The organism is Vescimonas fastidiosa (assembly GCF_018326305.1).
Lineage (GTDB): Bacteria > Bacillota > Clostridia > Oscillospirales > Oscillospiraceae > Vescimonas > Vescimonas fastidiosa.
Window position 1 is genome coordinate 129,058 of record NZ_AP023415.1, and the last position, 24,542, is coordinate 153,599.

Annotated in this window: 24 protein-coding genes; 13 read left to right on the forward strand and 11 right to left on the reverse strand. The window is 61.1% G+C overall.

Annotated elements, in window-relative coordinates; all coding sequences use genetic code 11:
* Window positions 1–29: 29 nt before the first annotated feature.
* The 4 genes from KI236_RS00580 to KI236_RS00595 all read right to left on the reverse strand — a co-directional run bounded on the left by KI236_RS00580 (window position 30) and on the right by KI236_RS00595 (window position 4,934).
* Window positions 30–638: a toprim domain-containing protein gene (locus tag KI236_RS00580; protein WP_212818415.1), complete on the reverse strand. Its 609-nt coding sequence runs from the start codon at window positions 636–638 to the stop codon at window positions 30–32.
* A complete protein-coding gene (gene holA, locus KI236_RS00585; RefSeq protein WP_212818417.1) occupies window positions 635–1,681 on the reverse strand; it encodes a DNA polymerase III subunit delta in 1,047 nt (348 codons plus the stop codon). The genes KI236_RS00580 and holA overlap by 4 nt, the downstream gene beginning before the upstream one ends.
* A 16-nt stretch (window positions 1,682–1,697) precedes the next feature.
* Window positions 1,698–3,983 (reverse strand): DNA internalization-related competence protein ComEC/Rec2, encoded by a 2,286-nt coding sequence (locus KI236_RS00590; protein WP_212818419.1) that lies wholly within the window; start codon window positions 3,981–3,983, stop codon window positions 1,698–1,700.
* A gap of 345 nt (window positions 3,984–4,328) precedes the next feature.
* Window positions 4,329–4,934: a helix-turn-helix transcriptional regulator gene (locus KI236_RS00595; protein WP_212818421.1), complete on the reverse strand. Its 606-nt coding sequence runs from the start codon at window positions 4,932–4,934 to the stop codon at window positions 4,329–4,331.
* A gap of 277 nt (window positions 4,935–5,211) precedes the next feature.
* On the opposite strand from KI236_RS00595, the gene KI236_RS00600 reads away from it, so the two are divergent.
* Window positions 5,212–5,901, forward strand: a complete 690-nt coding sequence (locus tag KI236_RS00600) for an MgtC/SapB family protein (RefSeq protein WP_212818423.1) — start codon at window positions 5,212–5,214, stop codon at window positions 5,899–5,901.
* A gap of 120 nt (window positions 5,902–6,021) precedes the next feature.
* Here KI236_RS00600 and KI236_RS00605 read toward each other — a convergent pair whose 3' ends face one another.
* The 4 genes from KI236_RS00605 to KI236_RS00620 are packed head-to-tail and all read right to left on the reverse strand — an operon-like array spanning window position 6,022 to window position 9,370.
* Complete coding sequence (locus KI236_RS00605; RefSeq protein ID WP_212818425.1) at window positions 6,022–6,699, reverse strand: N-acetylmuramoyl-L-alanine amidase; 678 nt, start codon at window positions 6,697–6,699, stop codon at window positions 6,022–6,024.
* Complete coding sequence (locus tag KI236_RS00610; protein WP_212818427.1) at window positions 6,692–6,910, reverse strand: holin; 219 nt, start codon at window positions 6,908–6,910, stop codon at window positions 6,692–6,694. The genes KI236_RS00605 and KI236_RS00610 overlap by 8 nt, the downstream gene beginning before the upstream one ends.
* Before the next feature lie 49 nt (window positions 6,911–6,959).
* Window positions 6,960–9,071 carry a metallophosphoesterase gene (locus tag KI236_RS00615; RefSeq protein ID WP_212818429.1) on the reverse strand — a complete coding sequence of 704 codons (2,112 nt, stop codon included), beginning with the start codon at window positions 9,069–9,071 and terminating at the stop codon, window positions 6,960–6,962.
* A complete protein-coding gene (locus tag KI236_RS00620) occupies window positions 9,071–9,370 on the reverse strand; it encodes a hypothetical protein (protein WP_212818431.1) in 300 nt (99 codons plus the stop codon). The genes KI236_RS00615 and KI236_RS00620 overlap by 1 nt, the downstream gene beginning before the upstream one ends.
* 385 nt (window positions 9,371–9,755) lie before the next feature.
* Between KI236_RS00620 and KI236_RS00625 the strand changes: the two genes are divergently transcribed.
* The 12 genes from KI236_RS00625 (at window position 9,756) to KI236_RS00680 (ending at window position 22,472) form a co-directional block, all read left to right on the forward strand.
* Entirely contained in the window at window positions 9,756–9,917 is a 162-nt protein-coding gene (locus KI236_RS00625) for a PglD-related sugar-binding protein (RefSeq protein WP_212818433.1), read from the forward strand.
* Window positions 9,914–11,098, forward strand: a complete 1,185-nt coding sequence (locus KI236_RS00630; protein WP_212818436.1) for a glycosyltransferase family 4 protein — start codon at window positions 9,914–9,916, stop codon at window positions 11,096–11,098. The genes KI236_RS00625 and KI236_RS00630 overlap by 4 nt, the downstream gene beginning before the upstream one ends.
* Window positions 11,095–11,946 (forward strand): LicD family protein, encoded by an 852-nt coding sequence (locus KI236_RS00635; RefSeq protein WP_212818437.1) that lies wholly within the window; start codon window positions 11,095–11,097, stop codon window positions 11,944–11,946. Before KI236_RS00630 ends, KI236_RS00635 begins: the two co-directional genes overlap by 4 nt.
* Before the next feature lie 30 nt (window positions 11,947–11,976).
* Entirely contained in the window at window positions 11,977–12,759 is a 783-nt protein-coding gene (locus KI236_RS00640) for a glycosyltransferase (RefSeq protein WP_212818440.1), read from the forward strand.
* 2 nt (window positions 12,760–12,761) lie between these two features.
* On the forward strand, window positions 12,762–13,817 hold the full coding sequence (locus KI236_RS00645; RefSeq protein ID WP_212818442.1) for an EpsG family protein: 1,056 nt from the start codon (window positions 12,762–12,764) through the stop codon (window positions 13,815–13,817).
* Window positions 13,818–13,838: 21 nt separating this feature from the next.
* Window positions 13,839–14,780, forward strand: a complete 942-nt coding sequence (locus tag KI236_RS00650) for a glycosyltransferase family 2 protein (RefSeq protein ID WP_228738106.1) — start codon at window positions 13,839–13,841, stop codon at window positions 14,778–14,780.
* Between the two features lie 24 nt (window positions 14,781–14,804).
* Entirely contained in the window at window positions 14,805–16,355 is a 1,551-nt protein-coding gene (locus KI236_RS00655; RefSeq protein ID WP_212818444.1) for a lipopolysaccharide biosynthesis protein, read from the forward strand.
* A gap of 126 nt (window positions 16,356–16,481) precedes the next feature.
* Entirely contained in the window at window positions 16,482–17,750 is a 1,269-nt protein-coding gene (yfmF, locus tag KI236_RS00660) for an EF-P 5-aminopentanol modification-associated protein YfmF (RefSeq protein ID WP_212818446.1), read from the forward strand.
* Window positions 17,747–19,018, forward strand: coding sequence for an EF-P 5-aminopentanol modification-associated protein YfmH (gene yfmH, locus KI236_RS00665; RefSeq protein WP_212818448.1), 1,272 nt, complete (start codon window positions 17,747–17,749; stop codon window positions 19,016–19,018). Before yfmF ends, yfmH begins: the two co-directional genes overlap by 4 nt.
* A gap of 4 nt (window positions 19,019–19,022) precedes the next feature.
* Window positions 19,023–19,958 (forward strand): prolipoprotein diacylglyceryl transferase, encoded by a 936-nt coding sequence (gene lgt / locus KI236_RS00670; RefSeq protein WP_228738059.1) that lies wholly within the window; start codon window positions 19,023–19,025, stop codon window positions 19,956–19,958.
* A 1-nt stretch (window position 19,959) separates the two neighbouring features.
* The gene (folD, locus tag KI236_RS00675) at window positions 19,960–20,805 is read left to right on the forward strand and encodes a bifunctional methylenetetrahydrofolate dehydrogenase/methenyltetrahydrofolate cyclohydrolase FolD (RefSeq protein ID WP_212818450.1); all 846 of its coding nucleotides are present in this window, start codon (window positions 19,960–19,962) and stop codon (window positions 20,803–20,805) included.
* A 14-nt stretch (window positions 20,806–20,819) separates the two neighbouring features.
* The gene (locus KI236_RS00680; protein ID WP_212818452.1) at window positions 20,820–22,472 is read left to right on the forward strand and encodes a formate--tetrahydrofolate ligase; all 1,653 of its coding nucleotides are present in this window, start codon (window positions 20,820–20,822) and stop codon (window positions 22,470–22,472) included.
* Window positions 22,473–22,578: 106 nt separating this feature from the next.
* Here the strand turns inward: KI236_RS00680 and KI236_RS00685 are convergent, their stop codons facing one another.
* The 3 genes from KI236_RS00685 to KI236_RS00695 all read right to left on the reverse strand — a co-directional run bounded on the left by KI236_RS00685 (window position 22,579) and on the right by KI236_RS00695 (window position 24,391).
* Window positions 22,579–23,427, reverse strand: coding sequence for a DegV family protein (locus tag KI236_RS00685; RefSeq protein ID WP_228738060.1), 849 nt, complete (start codon window positions 23,425–23,427; stop codon window positions 22,579–22,581).
* Between the two features lie 5 nt (window positions 23,428–23,432).
* The gene (locus KI236_RS00690; RefSeq protein WP_212818456.1) at window positions 23,433–23,879 is read right to left on the reverse strand and encodes a MarR family winged helix-turn-helix transcriptional regulator; all 447 of its coding nucleotides are present in this window, start codon (window positions 23,877–23,879) and stop codon (window positions 23,433–23,435) included.
* 215 nt (window positions 23,880–24,094) lie between these two features.
* Complete coding sequence (locus KI236_RS00695; protein ID WP_212818458.1) at window positions 24,095–24,391, reverse strand: hypothetical protein; 297 nt, start codon at window positions 24,389–24,391, stop codon at window positions 24,095–24,097.
* Window positions 24,392–24,542: the final 151 nt, after the last annotated feature.

Genomic DNA, 24,542 nt, shown 5'->3' on the forward strand with positions numbered 1-24,542 from the left:
AGACTTCCATTATAAGTAATAGAAAAAAATTACACTTTCATTTGGTCGTTATCGCTAAAAAATTGAGTGTCAAATTCGTCAGGTGTGAACAAAATGTTCAGGGCCTCCAGCAGGGCGTTGGGGGTCAGATGCGCAGGCAGCGACAGCTCCCTCAGGAGGGCCTGCCGCCTGGTCACGCTGCCGGGACCGATGAGGCCCCTCTCCAGCAGGTCCGCCTTGGTGATAGGGGCCGGGGGCGGGGAGAGGGTCTCACCGTCGAAGGTAGCGCCGCTGCGGCGCAGGGCCTCCAGGAGGATTTCCGGGGTCATACCCTCCACCCCCAGCTTGCCCTCCTTCCCGGCCTTGCGCTTGCGGCGCTCCTTGCCGGGTATGTCGGGGATGTAGGCCTGCTTCACCCGGTCCCGGGGCAGGGCGCCCTTGAGATAGTTGCGGATAACAAAGCCTGCGCCGTCCGAGTCCGTCAGCAGGATAATGCCTCGCTTTTGGGCCAGGGTGCGGAGAAAGGCCAGCTTTTCCCGGTCGTTAAATACGGAGAAGCCCCCGGTCTCCACAATAGTGGCGTCCACCACCTGGGAAAGGATGTTCTTATCGTAGCGGCCCTCCACCACGATGACCTCTTGAATGCGCTGCTTGCTCATTTTTGTGCCAGCTCCAGTACGAATTTTGTCAGCTCGCCCTCCCGGTCGATGTTCTTCTCGCTTTTCATGCGCCGATCCAGCACCTGGCAGGCGGTGAGGGAACGCTTGCACCACTCGTGGTCCACATTCCGGGCCGCCTGCAGCAGGAGCTTTGCCGGGTAGTCGCTGCGCATCTGCCACAGCTCCATGAGCCAGAAGCGGTCCTTACCGGCGTCTATGGCCATGCGGGCGGTGTAGAGCCGGCGCAGCTCCTTGCCGATGGCCCCCAGAATGACAATGGGCTCCGTCTGCATCCGCAGCAGGTCTCCCAGCACGGCGGCGGCCCGGTCGTATTTCCCGGCGGAGATATGGTTGGTCATGTCGAAAATCCGGGCGTCCAGCACCGGCTCGGCCACGGCGTCGATGTCGGCGGTGGTGATCTGCTGGGCCTTGGCGTAGGCGGCCACCTTGCTCACCTCGCTGATGAGGTTATCCATCATGGTGCCGCAGTAAAAGAGCATATAGTCCGCGGTGGTGAGGTCGATTTGGTGGTCCAGGGCCCGAAAGCGCTTTTGCAGCCACCGAACCAATGCGTCCCGGGACTGGCCCTGAAACTCCACCACCTCCACATTTTTGTCGATGGCGGCGGCCAGCTTTTTCATCTTCCCGTCCCGCTTATAGGCAACGGTGTCGTAGATGAATAGAAGGGTGCAGTATTCCGGGATGTCCTCCAAAAGCTCTATAAGCTGGCTGCGCTGAGCCTCCTCCAGCTTAAAAATGTCCCAGTCTGTAACGGTGACCAGGGTGTTGGCAGCCATCATGGGCATAGCCTCCACGGCGTCAGCCACCTCCTGAGCGGTGAGCCGTGGGCCGGAGAGACGGTGGAGGTTAAAATCCTCGCTGCCCTTGGGAATGAGCAGGGTCTGAAGCTGCTGCACATAGGTCTGGCGCAGATAGCTCTCCTCCCCGTAAAAGAGGTAGGCCCGGGCCGTGGTCTGCGCCTTCAGAGCGGCGCGGAGACGGTCGTAGGCGGCGTTTTTAGAGGTTTTCTTTTCCGATGCCATAGGGATTATCCTTTCCTCATTGCTTGTGCAAAGTCACGGTGACGCAGCCCTGCCGGTCGGTGCGGTACACCGTGGCCCCGGCGGCCTCCAGACGGGAGATGGCGGCGTCGGTGGGATGGCCGTAGTTGTTGTCTCCCACGCTGATAATAGCTGCGTCCGGTTCGATTTTCGACAGAAACTCCTGCTGAGAGCTGTATTTAGAGCCGTGGTGTCCCACCAGCAGCACCTCCACATCCGGGAGCTTGTACATTTGCGTCAGGGCCAGCTCCGTGGGGCCGGACATATCGCCGGTAATAAGCAGGTCAAAGTCGCCGCTGGTGCAGAGATAGGTGAGACCCTGCTCGTTCATGTCGCCCTTGCCCACAGGGGGAAAAACCGTGACGGTGGCCGCCCCCAGGGAGATCTCCGTCTGCTCCGTAACGAAGATGACCCGGATATTTTTCTCCGCCGCCAGGGCCACCAGCTTGTCCCGAACGCCGTACTCATCCTCTATTTCGGGCAGGTACAGCGCATCCACAGCCACCCGCTCCAAAAGCTCCGGCAGACCGTTGGTGTGGTCGGCGTGGTAGTGGGTCACCGCCACGGCGGAAAGGCGCTCCACGCCCATGCTGCCCAGCTGAGAAAGCACCTGCTGGGCGGGCTTTTTATAGCGGTTGCTGCTGCCGCAGTCCACCAGGATCGTGTCCTCCCCGGACCGGAGCAGGGTGCTGGCCCCCTGGCCCACATCCACAGCCACCGCCGTCAGGGCGTCGCTGCGAAATTCCCCGGTGCGCAGGGTGATGCACAGAACCAAAGTGAGAACGGAAACCCCCGCCGCAAAGGCGTATTTTCGCCCTCGCTCCCGGCTGAGAATGCACAGGAGAAAGACGGCGTATACAAACACCAGCCACCACACAAGATAGGGATTGGTGTCCGTGTAGAGAGCGTGGTAGGGGATGGCGCAGGCCAGGTCCACCACCCATAAAAAGAGCTTGGTCAGCACCCGGCAGACATACCCCAGCACCTGGGCCGCCGGAAGAAACACGAAGCCCAACAGGGCGGTGAGAAACCCGGCCATGAAGTTCCAGGAGGCCAGGGGAATGCACAGGAGGCTCGTTAGCGGGGCCACGGTGGAGAAAACGCCGAAATAGTAGGCTGTCAGCGGAACGGTGAACACCATGGCGCCCAGGGTGGAGCAGAGGGTGCTGAGGAGAAAGCTCACGGCGGCCCGGACCGGCTTTTTCCGCGGTTGGATGCGCCCGGCGAAAAAATCATGGACCCGAGGCGTAACCAAAATCAGTCCCAGCATAGCCCCGAAGCTCAGCTGCAGGCTGACGCTTTGGGCGGCATAGGGATTCCAAAGCAGGATCACCAGCAGCGCCGAGGCCAGAGAGGTGGGCGGGTCGGCGTCCCGGAGAAACAGCGGGGCCAGCAGCAGGAAAAACTGCATGATGCACGCCCGCACCACCGACGGCGTCAGGCCCACCATGAGCATATAAACCGTCAGCACGGCGATGCCCACCGCCGCCAAAAGCCGCCGCCGCTGGGGCCCCACCAGGAGTGAAAGCAGCGTCAGCAAAAAGGCGCAGTGCAGGCCCGACACGGCAAACAGGTGGCTCACCCCCGCCTCAGAAAACCGGGAGGAGAGGGCGGTGTCTATGCCGGATCGGTCTCCCAAAAGCTCTGCCCGGAGGATAGCGGCTGCGGTTTCGTCCGGCCATACCCGGCTGATCGTATCGCGCATCGCCCGGGCCAGGTGCTGGGGCAGATATCGTACCGATCCGGCGCTTCCCGGGGAGACATCGGGAAATGTATTGCAGTACAGCAGGGCGAAAACGCCCCGGGCGGTGAAGGTGGTTATCTCTGTGCCCTTGATAACGGAGGCGTCTTGCCAGTAAGCCTCCCCCAGGAGCATTTGGCCCGGCTCCAGGCCTGCGGCGTCGTCACTGAGATAGCACACGGCCTTGGCGCCCCGGGCATCGGTCAGGCGCACCGTGACCCGCCAGCCGGAGTCGGTCTCCTGAGGCCAGTCGCATACGGTGGCGGAAAAGAGGTGACTGCCGCCGCACTTTTCCCGGACGGGGTCAGCGATGAAGTGACGCCAGCCCCGGCCGTACAGCAGTCCCGCCGCCAAAGACAGGGCGATGAGGACCAGGGTGAGCCGCAGCCGCTTGGTTTTCCCAAGGGCCGGGAGCAGAAGCGCCGCCCCACCCAGAACCGCCAGCCCTGCCGCGGCCCAGAAGGCCCAGGCCCCCTCCGGCAGATAGCACAGCAGCGCCAGCGCCGCGGAGAAGGAAAACGCTATGGCAGCCAAGGTGCGCACCGAACAGGACCTCCCTCCGTTTATATTCTGTGTCGATTATAGCAAATATAGAAAATGATAACAAGAGAAAAAACGCCCTCGTTTTCAAAGCGAAGGAGGCGTCAGCGCGACAAAAAAGCCTCGCAGAGTTACGCGTCCGCAGACGCGAAAAATTGGGATCATTTTTCACCGCGACATGTGCGTGGGGAAAAATACCGCGCAGTCTGCCAGTGTGGACTTTTGTCGCTTTGCGGCAAAAGTATGCGCGCAGCAGACTGTAAACCTTTTGTCGGAAAAACCGGAGGTTTTTCGACAGTCTCAAAAAACGCCCCCTCTGCCGAAGCGGAGGAGGCGTTTGTGGCGCGGTCAGGTTTTGGATATATCAATGTTGGTGTAGCCGGAGAGCTGGTTGAAAACGGACTGCTTGCCCTCCTCCACGGCGTGATGCAGCATCTTCATATCGGGCTGCACATTGTCAGGACACACCAGGTCGCCGCAGACCTGATCCATCTCGTAGTTTTCCAGAATGGTCCGGGCAGCCGTGACCCGGGAGCGCAGAGAGCTGTGGCAGTGGGCCGTGAACATCTGCAGCAGGGAGTACCAGGGGCTGCCGTGGCGGCCGGCCATGAGGTAGAGGAGCTGGCGCTTTTCCACCTGCGTCATGTTCTTCACCAAAAACAGCAGGGCCTGCTCAATTTCCTCGTCGTTGTCGTCGGGCTTAATGCCGTCAAACATCCAGGGATAGAGGAAGGCCAGGTAGTAGGGCAGGGGATTGATACCCAGCACCCGGAACCACTCAGACCCCTCAAACAGATCCGGGGCGCTGGCGCCCTTTTCCCAGTTTTGAATGGTTTTTTTACTTACGCCCAGGCCGTTGGCCATGTATTCCTGGGTCTTGTCCGTATCGGCGCGGGACAGGCTCCAGATCTGCGCGAAGCGCTTGACGCGATCACTTTTATTGTCTTTACGCATGTATATCACCCACTTTACAAAAAATCATATTCGGCAATAATATTTTATCAGCTTAATAACAGCTTGTCAACAGCTAAGATAATTTTTTTGACCTAAATTATTGGGGTCGAGATAAATATTCTGCCATAAAACGCACAAAAAATAGGGCACTGCGCTTTTGACTGCATTTCCGGTCTCCTTTTTTGCATCTGCCGAGGACAAAACCAACGGTTGCAATGGAGCCGAATTTATGCCATAATCAGGTCACAAAAACATTTTTAAGACCGGGAGGGGCGTAATGGCGCACTTTTTGACCTTATTACAGGAAAATAATCTCTTGTCCACCGTGTTGCGGCTGCTGCTGGCGGCGGTGCTGGGGGGCCTTATCGGCACCGAGCGGGGAGCCAAGGGCCGGGCGGCGGGGATGCGCACCCACATCATCGTGTGCATCGGCGCGGCCATGACGGCCCTGGTGGGGCTTTACACCACGGATGTCCTGGGGCAGAGCTCCGACCCCATGCGCCTGAGCGCCCAGGTCATTTCGGGCATAGGCTTTTTGGGCGGCGGCATGATCCTCATCCGGGGCCGGCACCGCATCACGGGGCTGACCACGGCGGCGGGCCTGTGGACCACGGCGGCCATCGGCCTGGCGGCGGGTGTGGGGTTTTACACCGGAGCCATTGCCGCCTCGGCCCTGCTGCTGCTTACCAATATTCTCCTGCCCCATATTGAGCGGGAGAAGAGTCTCACCCGGGATGTGATCTACGCGGAGGTGGACCGAGAGGGCTGCATCAATGAATTTTTGGAGCTGATGAAGGCCCGGTACGCCATCGACAGCGTCCGGGTGGTGGCGGCCCGAAGCAATCTGCCGGGGCATATCGGCCTGGAGCTGGATGTTCCGGCGGCCAGCAAAATCAAAACCGAGGATATTTATAAGCAGATCCGGGAGCTTCCCTATGTGGCCTTTGCCATGGAGCAAACGGACTGAAAGACGATGCTTTGCAAACAAAAAAATTCGGTGTGCGGGGACGCTCCTTCGGAGTACCCCCGCACACCTTTTTTTATTTTTATTGTAAGTTTTATCGAAAACTGTTTTCGGGACAGCCTGTTAGCTGCCCTCCCGGATAAACCCCTCAAACCCGGCTTCCCTCAGACGCCGGAGCATCCTCTCGGCGTTTTCCCGTACGGCGAAGGCGCCCACCTGCACACGGTAGAGCTTGTCGGTGGCGGGCTTTTCCGGCTCGACAGGCTTGGGCTGCTCTTTCTCCTGGAAGGTCACACCGAAGTAGTCGCAGATGCCCCGGGCGATGGTCTCCCCGATGAGCCCGGTGTTCTCCACGATCCACTTTGACGCAGTGGGGTTATCGTGGAACTCGCACTCGATATAGGCCGTAGGGGCGGCAGGCACCCGTACCTCGTAGAGGGAGGCATCTGCCCGGATATTCTCACTGGTGCCGGGGGTGACCGGGGCCAGCCGGTTGAAAATGGCCTGACAAGCCTTCTGACCTTCCCCGCCCTCGGCGTAGCAGAACATCCGGGTGCCGCTCACCGTGCCGTTAAAGGCGTTGGTGTGGATGGGCACATGGAGGTCGGCGCCGAAGGCGTTGGATGCCGCGCACTTCTCCTGCATGGATTCATCGTGCATCAGCTTCACGGTCACGCCGCTGCGCTCCAGGGCCTCCCGGCAAGCCTGGGCGATCTTGCCGCACTGTACGCCTTCGGTGGTGTCGCCGTAGGCGTAGCGGTTATCATACTGGTTGCTGGGGGAGAGAAATACCTTAGGCATTTTCTGCGCCCTCTTCCTTGATTTCCGGCAGGCCCGCCACGCTGGTGAGCAGGGACAGGATGCCCGCCAGCAGCGACGCGCTGCCCACCATCACCCAGTTTACCTCGCCCAGCACGGCGCTGGTGCCGATGGTGGCCACGGCGGTCTGTGCCACGGTCTTTACGGCGCGCACGGCGGCGGCCTTTGCCCACTGTTTCCAATTCTTTTTCATTTTTTGCTCCTTCCTGTACCCGGTGGGTACGATCCATTTTATGATTTTCTCAGTAACACAGCTCCCGGTCATAGCCTGCGCCATAGGCGATAAAGTGGAGCTTTCGGTTCTTGCGGTCGATGCTCACCACGCAAAAGCTGGTGCTCTCGGCGGTGTTTTGGGTTTTGGGATAGTATACGGGGGCGCCGCTCTCGTCCCGCTCCCCGAAAACCCGTTTCCAGTCTGCGTCGTTGGCGGTGGCGGCCTCATTGTTGCGGCACACATCCAGGTTGGGGATGCACACGCTCCAGAGCCAGGCCTTTTCCGCCGTCACGGCGTGCCAGGGCTCGCTGCTGATCTTGCGGCAGGTGAAGTTGTGGTTGTGGCCGTGAATGGCGCAGATGATCTCCCCCCGGGGCTTTTCGGTAAAATCATAGCTTACAGCCGAGGTAACGCCGTTGCCGGTGACGCTCACCGTACCCTTTGTGCCGTTTTTGTAGGCGGTGAGCACGGCTGTGACCTGGGGGAAAATACTCAGGCAGTGGTGGGAAAACAGAACGATCTGCCACTTGCCTGCATCGGCCTTTCCCGAGAGATCTAGAGCCGTGTCCGCCAGCCACCGGGTCTGCACCGCCGTCACATCCGAGGCGCTGTCCGCCTGGCCCGTCAGGTCCGGCCAGTCCAGGGAGTCAATGGTGTTGAGATAAATGCAGCGGATACGCTGATTTTCAAAATCCAGGAATCCGTAGTTTCGGCCCGGATGGTCCGCGTCCTGCCTGGGTGCGGTGTTACCGGCTCCGATGGCGGCGTATAGCTCGTCCTCTGTCAGGCGCCGGTCGGCGTTTGCGCCGTAGTTGATGTCGTGGTTGCCGGTACACCAGATGCCGGGCAGGCCCCGTACCGCCTCCGCCATGTACCGGTGATACTGCCGCAGATCCCGCTTCACCTGGGCCGCCGTCTCCGCGCTGTCGGCGTAGGTGTAGTCCCCCAGCATCACCGCCAGGTCCAGGGGGATGTGCCTGCGCAGCTGCTCCAGCCCCAGCCCCGCATCCCGGCAGGCGGTGAGGTTGGCCTGCACCGCCGTCAGGGGCGAATCCACCTCCAGGTGTGCGTCCGCCATAGCCGAAAAGGTCAGGCTGCCTGCGGTGCGCTTAGACTGCACCAGGTCCGCCACCCGTGCGGCCTCCGCCGCAATGTACGCCGGAGCGTCGCCCTCCCGGGGCAGCGCCGCCTTCTCCTCCAGGGCCAGGATGCGCCCTTCATAGTCCGCCGGCACAAAGGCGCGGCCCGTGCTTTGCCAGCCGGTAACGGTCTGGGTGGTGCTCTCCAGGGGCTCATTTACCGTCACAACGGTGGCGCTGTCAATGAGCAGCATAGACAGGCGCATATAGGCCGTCTGCCGGAGCTGGTCCTGCGTCATAGTGGTGGTGGCAGCGGTGGAGAGACTGCCCTCCAGGGTGCCGTCCTCCAGAAGGAACTGGGCCAGGGGGTTATACTTGCTGTTCATGGTGAAGGCCACCAGGAAGCCGTGGTTTGCATCGTAAAAGCAAATGTTGTTGTAGCCGTTGGCATCCTCCACCCGAAAGCTTTTGGCCCGGAAGGTGTCCTCGTAGGTCACCGGGATGAAGCCGGACACCTCGTAGTTGGCCCGGGCGTCCTCTCCGCCGGTGCCGCCGTGGAGCTTGTAGCCGGTTTTCCATCCGGCCCCGCCGTTAAAGGGCGTACCGTCCGCCTCGGTAGACAGTGGCAGCCGGTTGGTGGGGTGGAGCACCGAGGTCTTGGTCATGTTGGCATAGACGAAGCCGTCCGGCAGCACATAGACCTTGCTTGTGTCGGTGCAGTCCGCCACGGTGTCGGCGTAGAGGGGGATGAGCTGGGTGGTACCGGGCTCGCCCTTGTCCCCCTTACTGCCCCTGTCGCCCTTTTCGCCCTTTTCGCCCTTTTCCCCCCGGTCTCCCTTTTCCCCGGGCACGCCCTGGGTGCCCCGGGAGGGCAGCCCCGTGTCGGTGCTGCCCAGAAACCAGTTGCCGTTTACCCCGATGGTGGGGGTGTCGCCGTCCTTTCCGTCCCTGCCGATGTTCACGAACCCCTCCGATACCGCCGTAAAGCAGCGGCTCTCCTCCGCCATGGCGGCGGGGAAGGGGATATTCTCCGCCTGCAGGGAGACTTGCATCTTACCCATCACAGCGTCCCCTCTTTCAGAATTCGGCCCACCGTGGCGGTGATGACCTCCGAGGCCAGGCGCTTTTCCCCAATGCCGCATCGAAGCTGGATCTGCAGCACCGACCCGTTTTGGCGAAAGGCCAGGGTGTCCTCCTCCGTCAGACGCACGGAGACCTGCTGCCCGCTGACGGTGCAGTCCTCCAGTTTTTTCTCCAGCACCAGGACGCCGTCCTGCTCAAAGGCGATGGATAGCTTTGTCAGCGCTCCAGCGTCGAAGGGCAGCTGGAAGGTGAGCTCCGGGGTTGTTCCCCTTGTCACATTCGATCACTCCTTTCTCAGTATTCACCTATCCCCCATCCCGGCCGGGATGTTTCCCCTCCGTTGCCTGCCTCTGTGCAACAGGAGCAGACTTTTTATCCGGTGTTAATTTTTCGTATATTTCGATAAAAGGAAAACTGCGAAAATTACGATTGATTTCACATGAATTGCCATAATTTTTTGGCGTATTGCCGAAAAACGCAATAAAAAATCTACAAACAGACATATAGGAAATGCTGGTAAACTTATTCCGGTATGCTATAATTAGACCGTAAAATCTTTCGTTTATTCGACAAAATGAGACAGGCGCTTGCCTGGTGCGTCACCGCCCCGGGCTGTGCCGCGGCGGAGAAATTCAAAAGAAGGAAAGAGGCGAGCGCGGAGCATGAGAAAGCGCCTTGTGATCTTCGGCGGCGGTCATGGCAGAGCCATGGCCGATGCCGCGCTGAAAATGGGCTACCGCACCCTCGCATTCCCGGATGACCGCGCCACGGGCCGGTGTATCGGCTTCCCGGCCCGGAGACGGGAGAAGGGGGCCGCCGTATGAACATTCTCCTGCTGGCCCACTTCGTCACGGACTTCGACCCCCACGGCACCAGCCGCTTCATCTGCCTGGCCCGGCGTTTGGGCCGGGAACATCGGGTGGAGCTGGTGACATCGGATTTTGACCATCGGGCTAAGGAGACCCGGCGGGAAAGGGACTTCGCCCTGCCTGCAAAGGTCACCCTTCTGCCCGAGCCGGGCTACCCGAAAAATATATGTCTGCGGCGGCTTTTCAGCCATTGGCTCTTTGCCCGCCGGGTGCGGGCCTATCTCAAGGGCCGGGAAAAGCCCGACGCGGTTTACTGCGCCGTACCGTCCCTGAGCTGCGCCTACTACGCCGCCCGGTACGCCGAGAAAAACCGGATTCCCTTTGTCATCGATGTGCAGGACCTGTGGCCGGAGGCCTTCTCCCTGGCGGTGCCCGGAGCGGCCCGTTTCCTGCTGCGCCCCCTTGTCCGGCGGGCGGAATATATCTATAAAAGCGCCGACATCATCGTGGGCGTTTCCGAGACCTATTGCCGCCGGGCGGCCCGCTGCAGACCCGACCCCGTGCCGTGCCTGCCGGTATATTTGGGCACGGATCTGGCCCGGTTTGACCGCTGGGCTTCTTCTCCGGCCCGGCGGGACCCGGAGAAATTCATTCTGGCCTACGGCGGCACCCTGGGCCATAGCTATGATATCCCCTGCGTTTTGGAGGCCCTGGCTCTTTTGAAAGGGCGAGGCATCTCCGTGACCCTTTGGGTCCTGGGCGACGGGCCTCTGCGCGGAGCTTTTCAGACCCGGGCGGAGGAGCTGGGGGTGGAGGCGGTGTTCTATGGCCGGGTGCCCTACCCGGAGCTGTGCGCCCTGCTGCGTGCCTGCGATGTCTGCGTCAATCCCATCGTTCCCGGCGCGGCCCAGTCCATCATCAATAAGCACGCCGACTATGCCGCCGCCGGGCGACCGGTCATCAGTACCCAGTCCTCCCCGGAGTATCGGGCCTTGCTCACGCGCTACCGCTGCGGCCTGAGCTGTCCAGCCGGGGATGCCGCCGCCGTGGCGGAGGCGATTTCCTATCTTATGGACCATCCCGGGGAGCGCCGGGCCATGGGTGAGCGGGCCCGGCAAATGGCGGAGGACTTATTTGACCGGGAAAAAACCTATGAAAAGATTTTGGATTTGTTTTCCGGGGAGGGGAGCCTATGACCGCGCTGCAAGAGCATCAGGCGGTGCTGCTGGAGCTGCTTCGGGAGCTGGACCGGGTCTGCACGGCCCACAATATCCCCTATGTCCTCTTTGCGGGCACCGCCCTGGGGGCGGCCCGGCACAGGGGCTTCATCCCCTGGGACGACGATTTGGATGTGGCCCTTCTGCGTCCGGACTACGAACGGCTTCTGGCCCTGGACGATGGCTGCTGGGGCGAAAAGTATTTTCTCCAGCGGGAATTCTCTCCCCACTGGCCCCTGCATTTTTCCAAGCTCCGCAAGAACGGAACCACCTGCCTGGAGAAGTATCGGCCCAAGGATGAGAGGAGCCACCGGGGCATTTACATAGATGTGTTTCCGCTGGATAACGCCGCGCCCACGGCGGCGGGGCGGCTGTGGCAGTTCGCCGCCTCCCGGGTGGTGCTGGCCAAGAGCCTGTGGGAGCGGGGCTATGAGACGGATTCGGCCACGAAAAAGCTGTTTATGACCCTGTGCAGGCCCCTACCGATTGGGCCGTTTTTGCGCGCCGTGAATCGGCCCGGGGCCAGGGATTCTCAGTGCGTTCACAGCTTCTTAGGCGGCACCTCCAGGTGCCGAAAGGGCGTGTTTCCCCGGGCCTGGTTTACAAGGCGGAAGACCGCCGATTTCGCGGGCTTCCGGGCTCCTGTGTCGCAGGAAAACGAGGCCCTGCTCACCGCTCTCTACGGCGACTATAGGCGCCTTCCCACAGCGGAGGAGCGGAGCAAAAAGCGGCACGCCATGCTGGTGGATACCCGGCGGGATTACAGGGAATATGCCGGGCGGCAGGAGACGCTGCCCATTACGGAGTTTACCCGGAATATCCGGTAGCTTTCGCCTGAAAAGAGAGGAGGTCGGGGTGTGGAAAGCGTGCAGGTTTTGGTGGCGGCGGTGGAGCAGGAGGCCGCTGTTTTGCCCCGGAAAATGCACCTGCAGACCGGTGCAATTGTGTGCAATCAGTGCCGTTTCGGTGCCAATTCGGTGAAGCAGAGCGGTGCCGATTCGGTGACATGGGGCGACTTTTCGGCCCGGGGTGTGGGCCGAAACCGCAACGAGGCACTCCGGCGGGCGGAGGCGGACATCGTTCTCTTCGCCGACCAGGATCTGACCTATGCCGACGGGTATGAAAAAATCGTCCGGGAGGCATTTGAGAGGCTGCCCCGGGCGGATGTGATCATCTTCGACCTGACCTATCCGGAGGGCGGGCGTAAGCCCATCCGGCGGATCCGGCGGCTGGGGATTTTGGGCTGTATGCGCTTCGGGGCGGCCCGGGTGGGGGCACGGCTGGCGTCCCTGCGGGAGAAGCACATTACCTTCAGCACGGATTTCGGCGGCGGAACAAAATACGGCAGCGGGGAGGACTCGCTGTTTTTTCGGGATTGCCTGCGTGAGGGGCTGAGGATTTACGCCTATCCCGCCGTTATCGGCCATCTGCGGCCGGAGCCCTCCTCCTGGTTCACCGGGTACAACGAAAAATATTTCTTTGACAAGGGCGTGCTGTGGTCGCAGCTTTTTCCGCATGGGGGCTGGGCCTATGGCCTGGCCCACTGCCTAAAGCAGCGAAAGCGCTATGCAGACTTCGGCCTGGTCTCCGCCTGGCGGGCTGTGTGCCGGGGGCTCCGGCAGGGAAAGCGGGGGCTGTGAGAATGGATCTGCAGTCTCTGGCCATATACGGCGCCCTGGCCCCGGTCCTGTTTCGGCTGGGGAAGTCGGCCCGGAAGCGGGAGAGCCGGGGCATTGTATGGCTCATGGCGCTGCTGCCGTCGCTGGTGGCGGGGCTTCGGCATGTGTCCGTGGGCATCGACACCGCCACCTATGACGCGGCCTTTACCCTCATAGAAAGAGGACAAACGGAGCAGGTATTCGGGCTGGAGAGGGGCTTTGTCGGTGTCTGCGCCCGGCTGCTGCGGCTGTGGAGCAGCCACGGATTTTTGTTCTTTGTCTTTGCCCTGGCCTCCTATGGGCTGCTATTTTTTCGGCTCTGGCAGGAGCGGGGGAGGCTGTCCTTTCCCTGGGCGGCCCTGGCCCTTTACATTGGATTTTACCCCTTTTCCCTTAACGGGATGCGGCAGTTTTTGGCGGCGGCCCTGGTGGTGTATGCCACGGGGTATTTGCGGGAGGGGAAATATCTCCGCTTTCTTTTATGGGTGGCGGCGGCATCGCTGCTGCACCTGTCGGCCCTGGTGGGACTGGGATATTTGGGAGCGGAGCTGCTGTTTCTGAAATACTTTGACCCCAGGCGGCGCAGGCGGGCGCTGCTGCTGTGCGGGGCGGCTCTGGCGGTGGGAGCGGTGGCTTTTGCCCGGCTTATGGACCGCTACGGAGGGTATCTTGCCGCCCGGTCCTCCGGGGTGGGGCTGATGCTCCCGGGAAAGCTCCTGCTGCTTTTGGGTGCGGCCACGGCTTTGCGGCGCACCCGGCCGGAGGAGGAAGGGTACGAGACAAGAGCCTGGGGCCTTTACTACGGCCTGGGCCTGGGGCTTACCTCCCTGGGCTATTTTGTCCGCTATGGGGGCCGGGTGGGTCTGTACTACTCTATTTTTGAGGTGTTTTTCCTGGGGCGCGTGCTCCGGGCCGAGAATGACAGCGTGTGGATCGTATCCTTAAAGTGGCTGTATGGGGCCATGCTGGGCTACCAATTCTATGTGTCCCTGACCCACGGGGCCCAGGGAGAGATGCCGTATCGGTTTTTCTGGCAGTAAGGGGGAAAGGATTTGTTTTCGGTGATTATGCCCGCCTATAATGCGGAAAAGTGCATCGGGCGGGCCATAGCCTCGGTGTTTGGGCAGAGCCGGGGGGACTGGGAGCTGCTGGTGATAGACGACGGCTCCACAGACGGCACGGCGGCGGTGGCGGGGAGCTTTGCAGACTCTCGGGTGCGCTGCCTTCATCAGAAAAACGGAGGCGTCTCCGCGGCCCGAAACCGGGGCATCCGGGAGGCGCAGGGGGACTACATCTGCTTTCTGGACGCAGACGATGTGTGGCGGGCGGGCCACCTGGCGGAGCTTGCGGAGCTGATAAACACCTTCCCGGACTGCGGACTTTACTGCACGGGTCACGATACGCGCCTGCGGGACGGACGGCTGATACACCGGACGGAAAGATGCCTGCGCGATGCGCCGGGGCAGCGCTTTGTATGCTCCGATGGCTACGGGGCCCTGGCCCGGTACGGATACTTCCTCATTACCGGGGCCCTGTGCGTGCCGCAGACGGCTTTGGACCGGGTGGGACTGTTTGCCCCGGGGGTACGGAGCGGGGAGGACGATGACCTGTGGCTGCGTATTTTTGCCTATTATCCTGTGGCCGTATCCCGGGTGGTGACTATGGAGTATGACCGCAGGCAAAGCGGACTGACCGCCCGACGGGCGGAAAGGTATGAAAATCCCTTTCCGGGCCGGGTGGCGGCGCTGCTTCGGGACCCGGCCGTGACAGAGGAGCGAAAGGAGAGCCTGCGCACCTGGCGGGAGCGCAACCGCCTTTCCCGGAGCCGCCAGTGCCTTCTGGCCGGGGACAGGGCCGGGGCCAGGGACTATTTGCGCCGGGTGGAGCCGGCGAGAGTGCCTCCGGGCAAATACTTGACGACCTGGCTGGCCCTGGGGCTTCCCACGGGCCTTCTGCGGCAGATCGTCCGCTGCCGGGACCGGCACTATTACCGGGAAAAGTAGCAGCCTAAGGAAGGGGGCACGGCTGTGGTAAGAGAGGTGAATCAACTGAAAATAGGGTCTCTGCTCTCCTACCTGCAAATGATCTTGGGGGCGGTGGTGTCCCTGGCCTTTACGCCGGTGATGCTGCGGCTTTTGGGCCGGGGCGAATACGGGCTGTACAGCACCGTGACCTCGGCCATATCCATGCTGTCGCTGCTGGACCTGGGCTTTAGCAGCGGGTACATTCGCTTTTATGCCCAGTACCGGGAAAAGGGAGACCAAAATGGCATTGCCCGGCTGAACGGCTTCTTTCTGCTGCTGTTTTCCGGTCTGGGCCTGGTGGCCCTGGGGTGCGGACTGTTTTTGACAAGCCACGCGGAGCTGGTATTTTCCCGGGGGCTTACGGCGGAGGAATACGCCACGGCCCGGGGGCTTTTGAGAATACTGAGCGTGAATCTTTCGTGTATGTTTCCCATGCGGGTGTTTGGGAACATTATATCGGCCAAGGAGAGGTTCATATTTCTGCGGGCGGTGCATCTGGGACGGACGGTTTTAAGCCCCTTGGTAATGCTGCCGCTGCTGCTCATGGGCTATCGGTCCGCGGCTATGGTGTGGGTGACGCTGCTCTTCTCCCTGGGGACGGATCTGCTCTTTGCCTGGTATGTGCTGCGGGTGCTGGGGGAGAAATTCGTCTTTCGGGGCTTTGAAAGGGGGGCGGTAAGGAGCCTTTTGCTCTATACCTCCTTCATCGCCGTGAATCTCATCGCCGACCAGGTGAACTGGAATGTGGACAAGGTGCTGCTGGGCCGATTTCGGGGCACCGGGGAGGTGGCGGTGTACGCGGTGGGGTACACCCTGTTTCAGTACTACATGATGCTCTCCACCTCCGTCTCCTCGGTATTTACGCCCCGCATCCACCGCATCATCCGGCAGACGGAGACGGATACGGCGGCCCGGCGGCAGGCGCTGACAGAGCTGTTTACCCGGGTGGGCCGGGTACAGCTTTTGCTGCTGGGACTGGCGGCAACAGGGGTGGCCTTCTTCGGGCGAGCGTTCATCCTGCGCTGGTGGGCGGGGCCGGAGTACGGCGGAGCGTACCCGGTGGCACTGATTTTGATGCTCAGCGCCACGGTGGATCTGATCCAGAACACGGGCATCGAGATGCAGCGGGCCCAGAATCTGCACGGCTTCCGCTCCCTGGTATACGGGGCTATGGCGGTGGGAAACCTGGTGCTGTCCGTGTTCCTGTGCCGCCGATACGGCGCCCTGGGGGCGGTGGCAGGGACGGCGGCGTCCATGCTGCTGGCCAACGGTCTGGCCATGAATCTCTACTACCACAGGCGCTGCGGTGTGGATGTGCTGCACTTTTGGCGGTCTGTGGGGCGGCTTTGCCGGGGAATGATGATACCGGTTTTCTGCGGCGGGGCCCTGGGGTGGCTGGTCCGGGACGCGGGACTCGGGGCCTATTTAGGGGCCATAGCGGTCTACACGGCCATTTACGGAGCGTCTATGTGGCACTTTGGCATGGACGCATACGAAAAGGAGCTTTTTGCCGGGCCGGTCCGGCGGCTTCGGGCCCGGAAACCGATACAATAAATTTTTGCCGGGGCGGTGCAATAAACCGCTCCGGCTTTTTCCCTTTTCGGGCGGAAAGAATTGATTTTCCCGTGGGGGTGCGGTATAATAAGCTCCGTATATGTAGTTATCGGGAGGTTTCATACTATGATGGAATTTCGCAGGGAGATCATGCGACATGTGTATTTGACGGTCCTGCCCGCCAGTAAGTTTAAGACCAGCTGCCTGTCCGCCCAATTCGTTACGGAGCTGGACCGGGAGCGGGCGGCCTACAACGCCCTTTTGCCCGCGGTGCTGAGCCGGGGCACCATGCGCTGCCCGGACATGGAGGCCCTGTCCGCTGCCATGGACACCCTCTACGGCACCACCGTCACCACCACCGTGCGCAAAAACGGCGAGCGCCAGTGCGTGGGCTTTGTGGCCAGCTGCATTGACGACCGCTTCGCCCTGGGAGGGGAGAAGCTGCTGGAGCCTATGGCGGCGCTGGTGGGGGAGATGCTCCTGGACCCCGTGACCCAGGGGGGACACTATCTGCGGGAGTATGTGGAGAGCGAAAAGGTGAACCTTATCGACAGCATCCGCGCTATCCGCAACGACAAGCGGGACTGGGCAAACCTACGGCTTTTGCAGGAGATGTGCGCCGCCGAGCCCTACGGCGTCAGCCGCCTGGGCGACGAGGAAACGGCTGGGAAAATCACCAACCACACCCTGTTCCGCCACGGGCAGAGGCTCCTTTCCTCGGGCAGACTGGAGCTGCTGTACTGCGGCAGCGCGGAGGTTTCCCGGGTAGAGGAGGCGGTTTTACAGGCCTTTTCCACCCTGCCCCGGGGGAGCGCGGAGGAGCTGCCCCCTATGCAGACCTTTGCCGCCCCGGAGCAGCCCCGGTTTATCACCGAGGAGATGGATGTGACCCAGGGGAAGCTGGCGATGGGCTTTCGCTGCGGCAGCGACGATGTGCCGGCTATGATGCTGGCGAACCTGATTTTCGGCGGGTCCAGCAACTCGAAGCTGTTTCTCAATGTTCGGGAGAAGCTGTCTCTTTGCTATTACGCCTCCAGCTCCTATGCCCGGGCAAAGAAAATCCTCACCGTGTCCTCGGGTATTGAGCCCAAGGACTATGACCGCACCCTGGAGGAGATCCTGCACCAGCTGCGGCAGGTGCAGCAGGGACAGTGGGAGCCCTGGGAGCTGGAGGGGGCCAAGAGCACGGCCCTGAACTCCCTGCGCTCGGTGGCGGACTCCCAGGGGGCGCTGGAAAACTTTTACATGAGCCGGGCCGCTGTAGGGCAGCAGGAGACCCCGGAGGAGCTGATGCAGAGCCTGGAGGCGGTGACGCCGGAGCGTATCTGCCAGGCGGCGCAGAGCATCAAGCTGGACACGGTGTACTTCCTCACGGGAAAGGAGACGGCACAATGAGTGAAAAAATCTATCGCCGGGTAGGGGAAAGGGTAGTGTGCAAGACCCTGCCCAACGGGCTGCCGGTATATGTGGTGGTGAAGCCCGGGTTTGCCCGGAAATATGCGTTCTTTGCCACCCGGTACGGCGGCATGGACCTGCGCTTTCAGCTGAATGGTCAGTGGCTGGACACCCCGGCGGGTATTGCGCACTATCTGGAGCATAAGATGTTTGACACGGAGGAGGGAAACGCCCTTCAGGAGCTGGCAAAAAACGGCGCGGAGCCCAATGCCTTCACCTCTAACGCCATCACCGGGTACTATTTTGATTCTACGGAGCATTTTAAGGAGAATCTGCGGATTCTGCTGTCCTTTGTATCCGTTCCCTACTTCACCGACGAGAGCGTGGAAAAGGAGCAGGGCATCATCGGCCAGGAGATCGGCATGATCGAGGATAACCCGGAGTGGCAGGTGTATAAGAAGCTCATGCAGGCCCTGTACCGCACCAGCCCCGCCCGGGTCAGCGTGGCCGGGTCTGTGGAGAGCATCAGTCATATTACGGCTCGGACGCTCTACGACTGCCACAAGGCCTTTTACACCCCGGCCAATATGTGCCTGGTGGCCGTGGGCGACCTGGACGCGGAGGAGGTGTTCTCCCTGGCGGAGGAGGTACTGCCGGGGGAGAGTGGCCCCGCCATCCCCCGGGACTATGGCCAGGAGACGGACCTGACGCCCCTGGAGGCGGAGGTCTCCTGCCAAATGGAGGTTTCCATGCCCACATTTCTGCTGGGCTTCAAGTGCCCGCCTATGAGCGGGGGACAGGAGCAAATGCGCCGGACCCTTATCGGGGAGCTGGCCTGCGATGTGCTGCTGGGGGACTCCAGCCCCCTCTATGCCCGGCTTTATAGCGGGGGGCTTATCAACGGCACCTTCGGCTATAGCTTCGACACCCTGCCGGGGGTGGCTTACGCCTACATCGGCGGCGACAGCAACAATCCCCATGCCGTTGCGGACGCGGTTTTGCAGGAGGCAGAGCGCCTGGTGAGAGACGGCATCGACGAGGACTATTTCCACCGCATTTGCCGGGCCAACTACGGCTCCACCCTCAAGAGCCTCAACTCCTTTGAGTCCGTGGCCATTTCCATGGCAGAGGGCTGCTTTGACGGGTATGACCCGCTGCTGTTTCCGGAGATGTTCGACTCCATTACCCGGGAGGACCTGACGGACTTTATCCGCCGGAATCTGGTCCGGGAGCACATGGCCCTATCTGTGGTTTATCCGAAGGAGTGATCGTATGGATATGAATTCTGTTATCATGACCGACAGCCCCATCCGCTTCCCGGGGCTTTTCGGCGACTGGACCTTTACCGCTAGCTCCAAGGCCATTAACATCGGCCACGGGGTCTACTGGTACGGCATCCTCATTGCCACGGGTCTGCTGCTGGCCATGCTGCTGGCTATGAAGGAGCGCAAAAAGTACGGCATCAGCGAGGATAACCTCTATGACGGCCTGCTCTGGGGCATTCCCGTGGGCATCATCGGGGCGAGGGTCTACTATGTGCTGTTTTACCTGGATAATTTCAAAAGGGCTGACGGCTCCTTTGACTTCGGCAGCGCCATCGCCTTTTGGGACGGGGGCCTGGCCATTTACGGCACGGTCATCGCCGTGGCCATCCTGGCCCTGTGCCTTTCCCGGCGCAAGGGAAAGCGTGGCTTTAAGCTCTTCGCCATGACAGACCTGGTGGTTATGGGCCTGCTGGTGGGGCAGATCGTGGGCCGGTGGGGCAACTTTATGAACCGAGAGGCCTTCGGCGCGGAGACCACCTCCGTGTTCCGCATGCAGCTCACCACCAAGATGGGCACCCTCATTGAGGTGCATCCCACCTTTTTCTACGAGAGCTTTTGGAACCTCATAGGTCTGCTTCTGCTGCTGTTTGTGGTGTCGAAGCACCGGAAGTTTGACGGGGAGAACACCTGGTTTTACTTCCTGTGGTACGGCCTGGGCCGCTTCTGGGTGGAGGGCCTGCGCACGGACAGCCTGTACCTGTTCAACTGGCAGCTTTTCGGCCAGCCCATACGGGTGTCCCAGGCTCTCAGCGCCGTGATGGTGCTGGTGAGCATATTTATGCTGATTTGGAATCTCAAGGTGCGGCCCCACAGACCCGAGGAGCTGTATGTGAACCAGGTGGCTGCCCGGGAAAAGGCAGAGCAGGAGGAAAAGGAGGGCTGACATGAGCGCTGGGATACTGGACGGTAAGGCTCTGGCCGGGCGGATAAAGGAGGAGCTGCGCTGTAAGTGCGGGCGCCTTGCCCGGGCGCCGCGGCTGGCGGTGGTGCTGGTGGGGGACGACCCGGCCTCGGCCATCTATGTGCGCAACAAGGAGCGGGACTGCCGGGAATGCGGTATTGACTGCCGGGATCATCGGCTTCCGGCGGACACCACCCAGGAGGCGCTGCTGGCCCTGATTCGGGAACTGAACCGGGACGATAGCGTGGACGGTATCCTGGTGCAGCTGCCCCTGCCGGGACATCTGGACGGGGCACAGGTGCTGCGCGCCATTGACCCGGATAAGGATGTGGACGCATTTCACCCGGAAAATGTGGGGCGGCTCCTGCTGGGCCAGCCCCGGTATCTGCCCTGTACCCCGGCGGGCATCCTGGCCCTTTTGCGGGAATATGCCATTGACCCGGCGGGCAAGCACTGCGTGGTGGTGGGCCGCAGCAACATTGTGGGCAAGCCCCTGGCTCTGCTCCTTTTGCAGGCGGACGCCACGGTAACGGTGTGCCACAGCAAAACGCCGGACTTAGCTGACCAGTGCCGGCGGGCGGATATTCTCGTCAGCGCCGCAGGGCAGGCCGGGCTCATTACCGCCGACATGGTCAGGCCCCACGCGGTGGTCATAGATGTGGCTATGAACCGGGGAGCGGACGGAAGGCTCTGCGGGGATGTGGACTTCGGCACGGTAGCACAGCGGGCGGACTATATCACCCCGGTGCCCGGGGGCGTGGGCCCCATGACCCGGGCGATGCTTATGGAGAATACCTATCAGGCGGCCCTGGGCCGCAAAACCCGATGAGAGGAGGGGGAGCTATGCGCTCGGATATTGAAATCGCCCAGAGCACCACCCTTTTGCCCATCGACCGGGTGGCCCGGAAGCTGGGACTGGGGGAGGAGGAGCTGGAGCGGAACGGCCAATACATGGCCAAGCTCCGGCTGCCCCGGGAGAAGCGGAAGCAGCGGGGCAAGCTGATCCTGGTCACGGCTATCAACCCCACCCAGGCCGGTGAGGGCAAGACCACCACCAGCATCGGCCTGGCGGACGCCATGAACCGGCTGGGGGCCAAGACGGTGCTGGCCCTGCGGGAGCCGTCCCTGGGGCCTGTGTTTGGACTCAAGGGCGGGGCCACCGGCGGCGGAATGGCACAGATCGTGCCCATGGAGGAGATAAACCTCCACTTTACCGGAGACTTCCACGCCATCGGCGCGGCGAACAATCTCCTGGCCGCTATGGTGGATAACCACATTTACCAGGGCAATGAGCTGGGAATCGACAGAGTGGTTTGGCGGCGGTGCGTGGACATGAACGACCGCCAGCTTCGCTCCATTCTCTCCGGCGTAGGCGGAGGTACAAACGGTGTGCCCCGGGCAGAGCATTTTGACATTACCGTGGCCTCGGAGGTGATGGCGGTATTCTGCCTGGCGGAGGACCTGAGCGACCTGAAGGCGCGGCTGGGGCGGATGATCGTGGGCTATACCCGGGAGGGAAAGCCCGTTACCGCCCACGACCTGAAGGCGGAGGGCGCCATGACGGCGCTACTGAAGCGGGCGATTTTGCCCAACCTGGTGCAGACCCTGGAGGGGAACCCTGCCATCGTACACGGCGGGCCCTTTGCCAACATTGCCCACGGCTGCAACAGCATAGCGGCTACCCGGGCGGCCCTGGCCCTGGGGGACTACTGCGTCACAGAGGCAGGCTTCGGCGCAGACCTGGGAGCGGAGAAATTCCTGGACATCAAATGCCGCATGGCGGGTTTTGCGCCGGATGCGGCGGTGGTGGTGGCCACAGTCCGGGCTCTGAAGCTCCATGGCGGAGCGACGGGAGACCTTTCCCGGGAAAACCCGGAGGCGCTGAAACGGGGCCTGCCCAACCTGCGGCGGCATGTGGAAAACCTGCAGCAGGCCTATGGGCTGCCGGTGGTGGTGGCACTGAACGAATTTGCCACCGACACCCCGGCGGAGACGGCCCTGGTCCGGGAGATGTGCCGGAGCATCGGCGCGGAAACGGTCTGCTCCCGGGTGTGGGAGCAGGGGAGCGCCGGAGGCGTAGAGCTGGCGGAAAAGGTTATTGCGCTGACCCGGCAGAGCCATAACTTCCGCTTTGCTTACAGGGCGGACAGTACCGTGGAGGAAAAGCTGCTGGCGCTGACGGAGAAGATCTACGGCGGCGCGGAGGTGCGCTTTACGCCCCAGGCCCGGCGGGAGCTGGAGGAGCTGGAGGGTCTGGGCTTCGGGGAGCTTCCGGTGTGCGTGGCCAAGACCCAGTACAGCCTGTCCGACGACCCGAAAAAGACCGGCGCGCCGGAGGGATTTGCCGTGACGGTGCGCTCGCTGCGGGTATCGGCGGGGGCCGGGTTCGTGGTGGCCCTGACCGGGGATGTGATGACCATGCCGGGCCTACCCAAGCACCCGGCGGCGGAGAACATCGACATCACCGGGGACGGACGCATTACGGGCTTATTCTGAGACGGAGGAAAAGGCTCCGCTTTTGCGACAAGTTTTTTTGACACATAATAAAAAAGAAGGCGGGCAGGCACCGGATGTGCCTGCCCGCCCCATTGTATAGCGGTTTTTATTTTTTGAAAAAGGCTACCACCACTGCACCGGGGCCTGCGTGGGTTCCGATGACGCTGCCCACGGTGGTGTAGCGGACCTCTGGTACATTGCCTTCCCAGATATAGCGGCTGTCCGTAATGTATTTCTGCAGCAGCGCGTCAGAGATTCCGCTGTAGCCCAGGAGGATCGGCCGGCTGAAGTCGATACCGCCGGCCTTGTCGATTTCCTGAATGAGCAGATTGTTGCCCATTTTAGATCCCCGGGCTTTGCCCAGCAGGTGGATCTCGCCGTCAATGACGGAAAGCACGGGCTTGATATTCAGGATTCCGCCGGCGAAGGCGGCTGTTTTGGAGATGCGGCCGCCCCGCTTGAGATATTCCAGAGTATCTACCAGCGCCACGACAACGATTTTCTCCTTCTCCGTCTCCAGAGTCTCCGCAATCTCCTTTGCGGACATTCCCCCGTCCAAAAGCCGGAATGCAAGCTCCACCAGAATGCCTGTGCCCATGGCTGCGCTTGCACCATCCACGACATAGACATTTTCGTAATCTGCCGCCGCAATCACGGCGCTTTGATATGTGCCGGAAAACTTGGAGGCGAGGGTAATAATGACGGCGGCCTCCCCAGCCTGCTTCGCCTTTTCAAGCTCCTGCGCAAAGGCGCTCGGGGTCGCCTGACTGGTGGTGGGCAGCACATCGCTTTCAATCAGCTTCTCATAGAAGGTCTTGTGGTCGATGGTCACGCCGTCAATGTATTCCTCCCGGCCGAAATGAACGGTGAGGGGGACCGTATATACCCGCGCCTTGATCTCGGGGATCATATCCGCGGTGGAATCAACGATGATCCTGGTTTTCAATTCTGTCACGCTCCTTAGGCTTCGCTGTTTTGGGCGATGGTGTCCAGACTTCTGCTGATGGCGGATAGGCTGCGGTAAAATGCCGCTCGCTCCTCCTCGGTGAGGGTGTGGCTGACGGCATCCAGAATGCTCCGGATCCTCTCTGCAATCTGCTCGCCCACCGCCCGGCCCTTCTCCGTCAGGTGCAGGGGGCTTTTGTACCGCTTGGCCCCCTCGCAGGGGCGCAGAATAAACCCGTTGCCCTCCAGGTAGTCCAGAGCCCGGGAAATGGTCGCCTTATCCTCCTCGCAATGCTCGCACAGCTCCGCCGAGGTCACGCCGTCCAACGAATAAATGTAGTATAGACAGGAGACATGGGCGCTTCTCAAATGATAGGCGGCCATCTCCTGATTTTTGATTCTGCGGATGTCGCGGCTGATACGGTTGATCAAAACCGTAAACATCTCAAATCGCTCCTGCATGGCTGCCTCCTGTCTTTATAGATGTTGAAGTTTCAACAAGCGGATTGTATCACACAGATGTTGAAATGTCAACATCTTTTTTGGCGGCCAAAGGGAAAGCAACAGGGAGGCTGTGGCGAAGCACAGCCTCCCTGAGAGGGAAACGGTATAAACTTATCCGGTGGATTTGCGAGGTGTCCCGCCGGAATCCCCGCCCTCCGGCGCTTTTGCGGAGCTTATTTTCCGGCCAGGGCGCGCTCCAGCCAGATGGAGCCCACATCCATAGCGGCATAGAGACTGTCTTTCTCCGTCTTTTTCACCACCCGGTCACGGCTCTTCAGGTCCGGGGCGGTGAGCTGCAGCTGCACGGACACCCGGCTGGCCACATCCATGTCCTTTTCCTTCTTAGTCTCCAGAATTTGCAGCATGACGATATACTCGTCGGCCATGCTGCCGTAATAAATCAGGTTATCCACCCGGCGCAGGGGATGATTTTTATAAACAAGGCCTTCGCCCTTTTTCACATCAGCCATAAAATACAACTCCTTTTCCCATAACTTGCTTTCTATCATAGCACAAGGCGCTTCGTCTGTCAAATAAAGCGGGGGAAAAAGCGGGCAGTGGGGGCATTCGTTGGCATTTTCATTGACAAGGATTTTATAAAATGGTAAAATATATACACAA

Excerpts from the sequence above, each read along its gene's own strand:
- KI236_RS00580 (WP_212818415.1), bottom strand. The coding sequence starts at position 638 with ATGAGCAAGCAGCGCATTCAAGAGGTCATCGTGGTGGAGGGCCGCTAC.
- holA (WP_212818417.1), bottom strand. The coding sequence starts at position 1,681 with ATGGCATCGGAAAAGAAAACCTCTAAAAACGCCGCCTACGACCGTCTC.
- KI236_RS00595 (WP_212818421.1), bottom strand. The coding sequence starts at position 4,934 with ATGCGTAAAGACAATAAAAGTGATCGCGTCAAGCGCTTCGCGCAGATC.
- KI236_RS00600 (WP_212818423.1), top strand. The coding sequence starts at position 5,212 with ATGGCGCACTTTTTGACCTTATTACAGGAAAATAATCTCTTGTCCACC.
- KI236_RS00605 (WP_212818425.1), bottom strand. The coding sequence starts at position 6,699 with ATGCCTAAGGTATTTCTCTCCCCCAGCAACCAGTATGATAACCGCTAC.
- KI236_RS00610 (WP_212818427.1), bottom strand. The coding sequence starts at position 6,910 with ATGAAAAAGAATTGGAAACAGTGGGCAAAGGCCGCCGCCGTGCGCGCC.
- KI236_RS00615 (WP_212818429.1), bottom strand. The coding sequence starts at position 9,071 with ATGGGTAAGATGCAAGTCTCCCTGCAGGCGGAGAATATCCCCTTCCCC.
- KI236_RS00625 (WP_212818433.1), top strand. The coding sequence starts at position 9,756 with ATGAGAAAGCGCCTTGTGATCTTCGGCGGCGGTCATGGCAGAGCCATG.
- KI236_RS00630 (WP_212818436.1), top strand. The coding sequence starts at position 9,914 with ATGAACATTCTCCTGCTGGCCCACTTCGTCACGGACTTCGACCCCCAC.
- KI236_RS00635 (WP_212818437.1), top strand. The coding sequence starts at position 11,095 with ATGACCGCGCTGCAAGAGCATCAGGCGGTGCTGCTGGAGCTGCTTCGG.
- KI236_RS00645 (WP_212818442.1), top strand. The coding sequence starts at position 12,762 with ATGGATCTGCAGTCTCTGGCCATATACGGCGCCCTGGCCCCGGTCCTG.
- yfmF (WP_212818446.1), top strand. The coding sequence starts at position 16,482 with ATGATGGAATTTCGCAGGGAGATCATGCGACATGTGTATTTGACGGTC.
- yfmH (WP_212818448.1), top strand. The coding sequence starts at position 17,747 with ATGAGTGAAAAAATCTATCGCCGGGTAGGGGAAAGGGTAGTGTGCAAG.
- lgt (WP_228738059.1), top strand. The coding sequence starts at position 19,023 with ATGGATATGAATTCTGTTATCATGACCGACAGCCCCATCCGCTTCCCG.
- folD (WP_212818450.1), top strand. The coding sequence starts at position 19,960 with ATGAGCGCTGGGATACTGGACGGTAAGGCTCTGGCCGGGCGGATAAAG.
- KI236_RS00680 (WP_212818452.1), top strand. The coding sequence starts at position 20,820 with ATGCGCTCGGATATTGAAATCGCCCAGAGCACCACCCTTTTGCCCATC.
- KI236_RS00690 (WP_212818456.1), bottom strand. The coding sequence starts at position 23,879 with ATGCAGGAGCGATTTGAGATGTTTACGGTTTTGATCAACCGTATCAGC.
- KI236_RS00695 (WP_212818458.1), bottom strand. The coding sequence starts at position 24,391 with ATGGCTGATGTGAAAAAGGGCGAAGGCCTTGTTTATAAAAATCATCCC.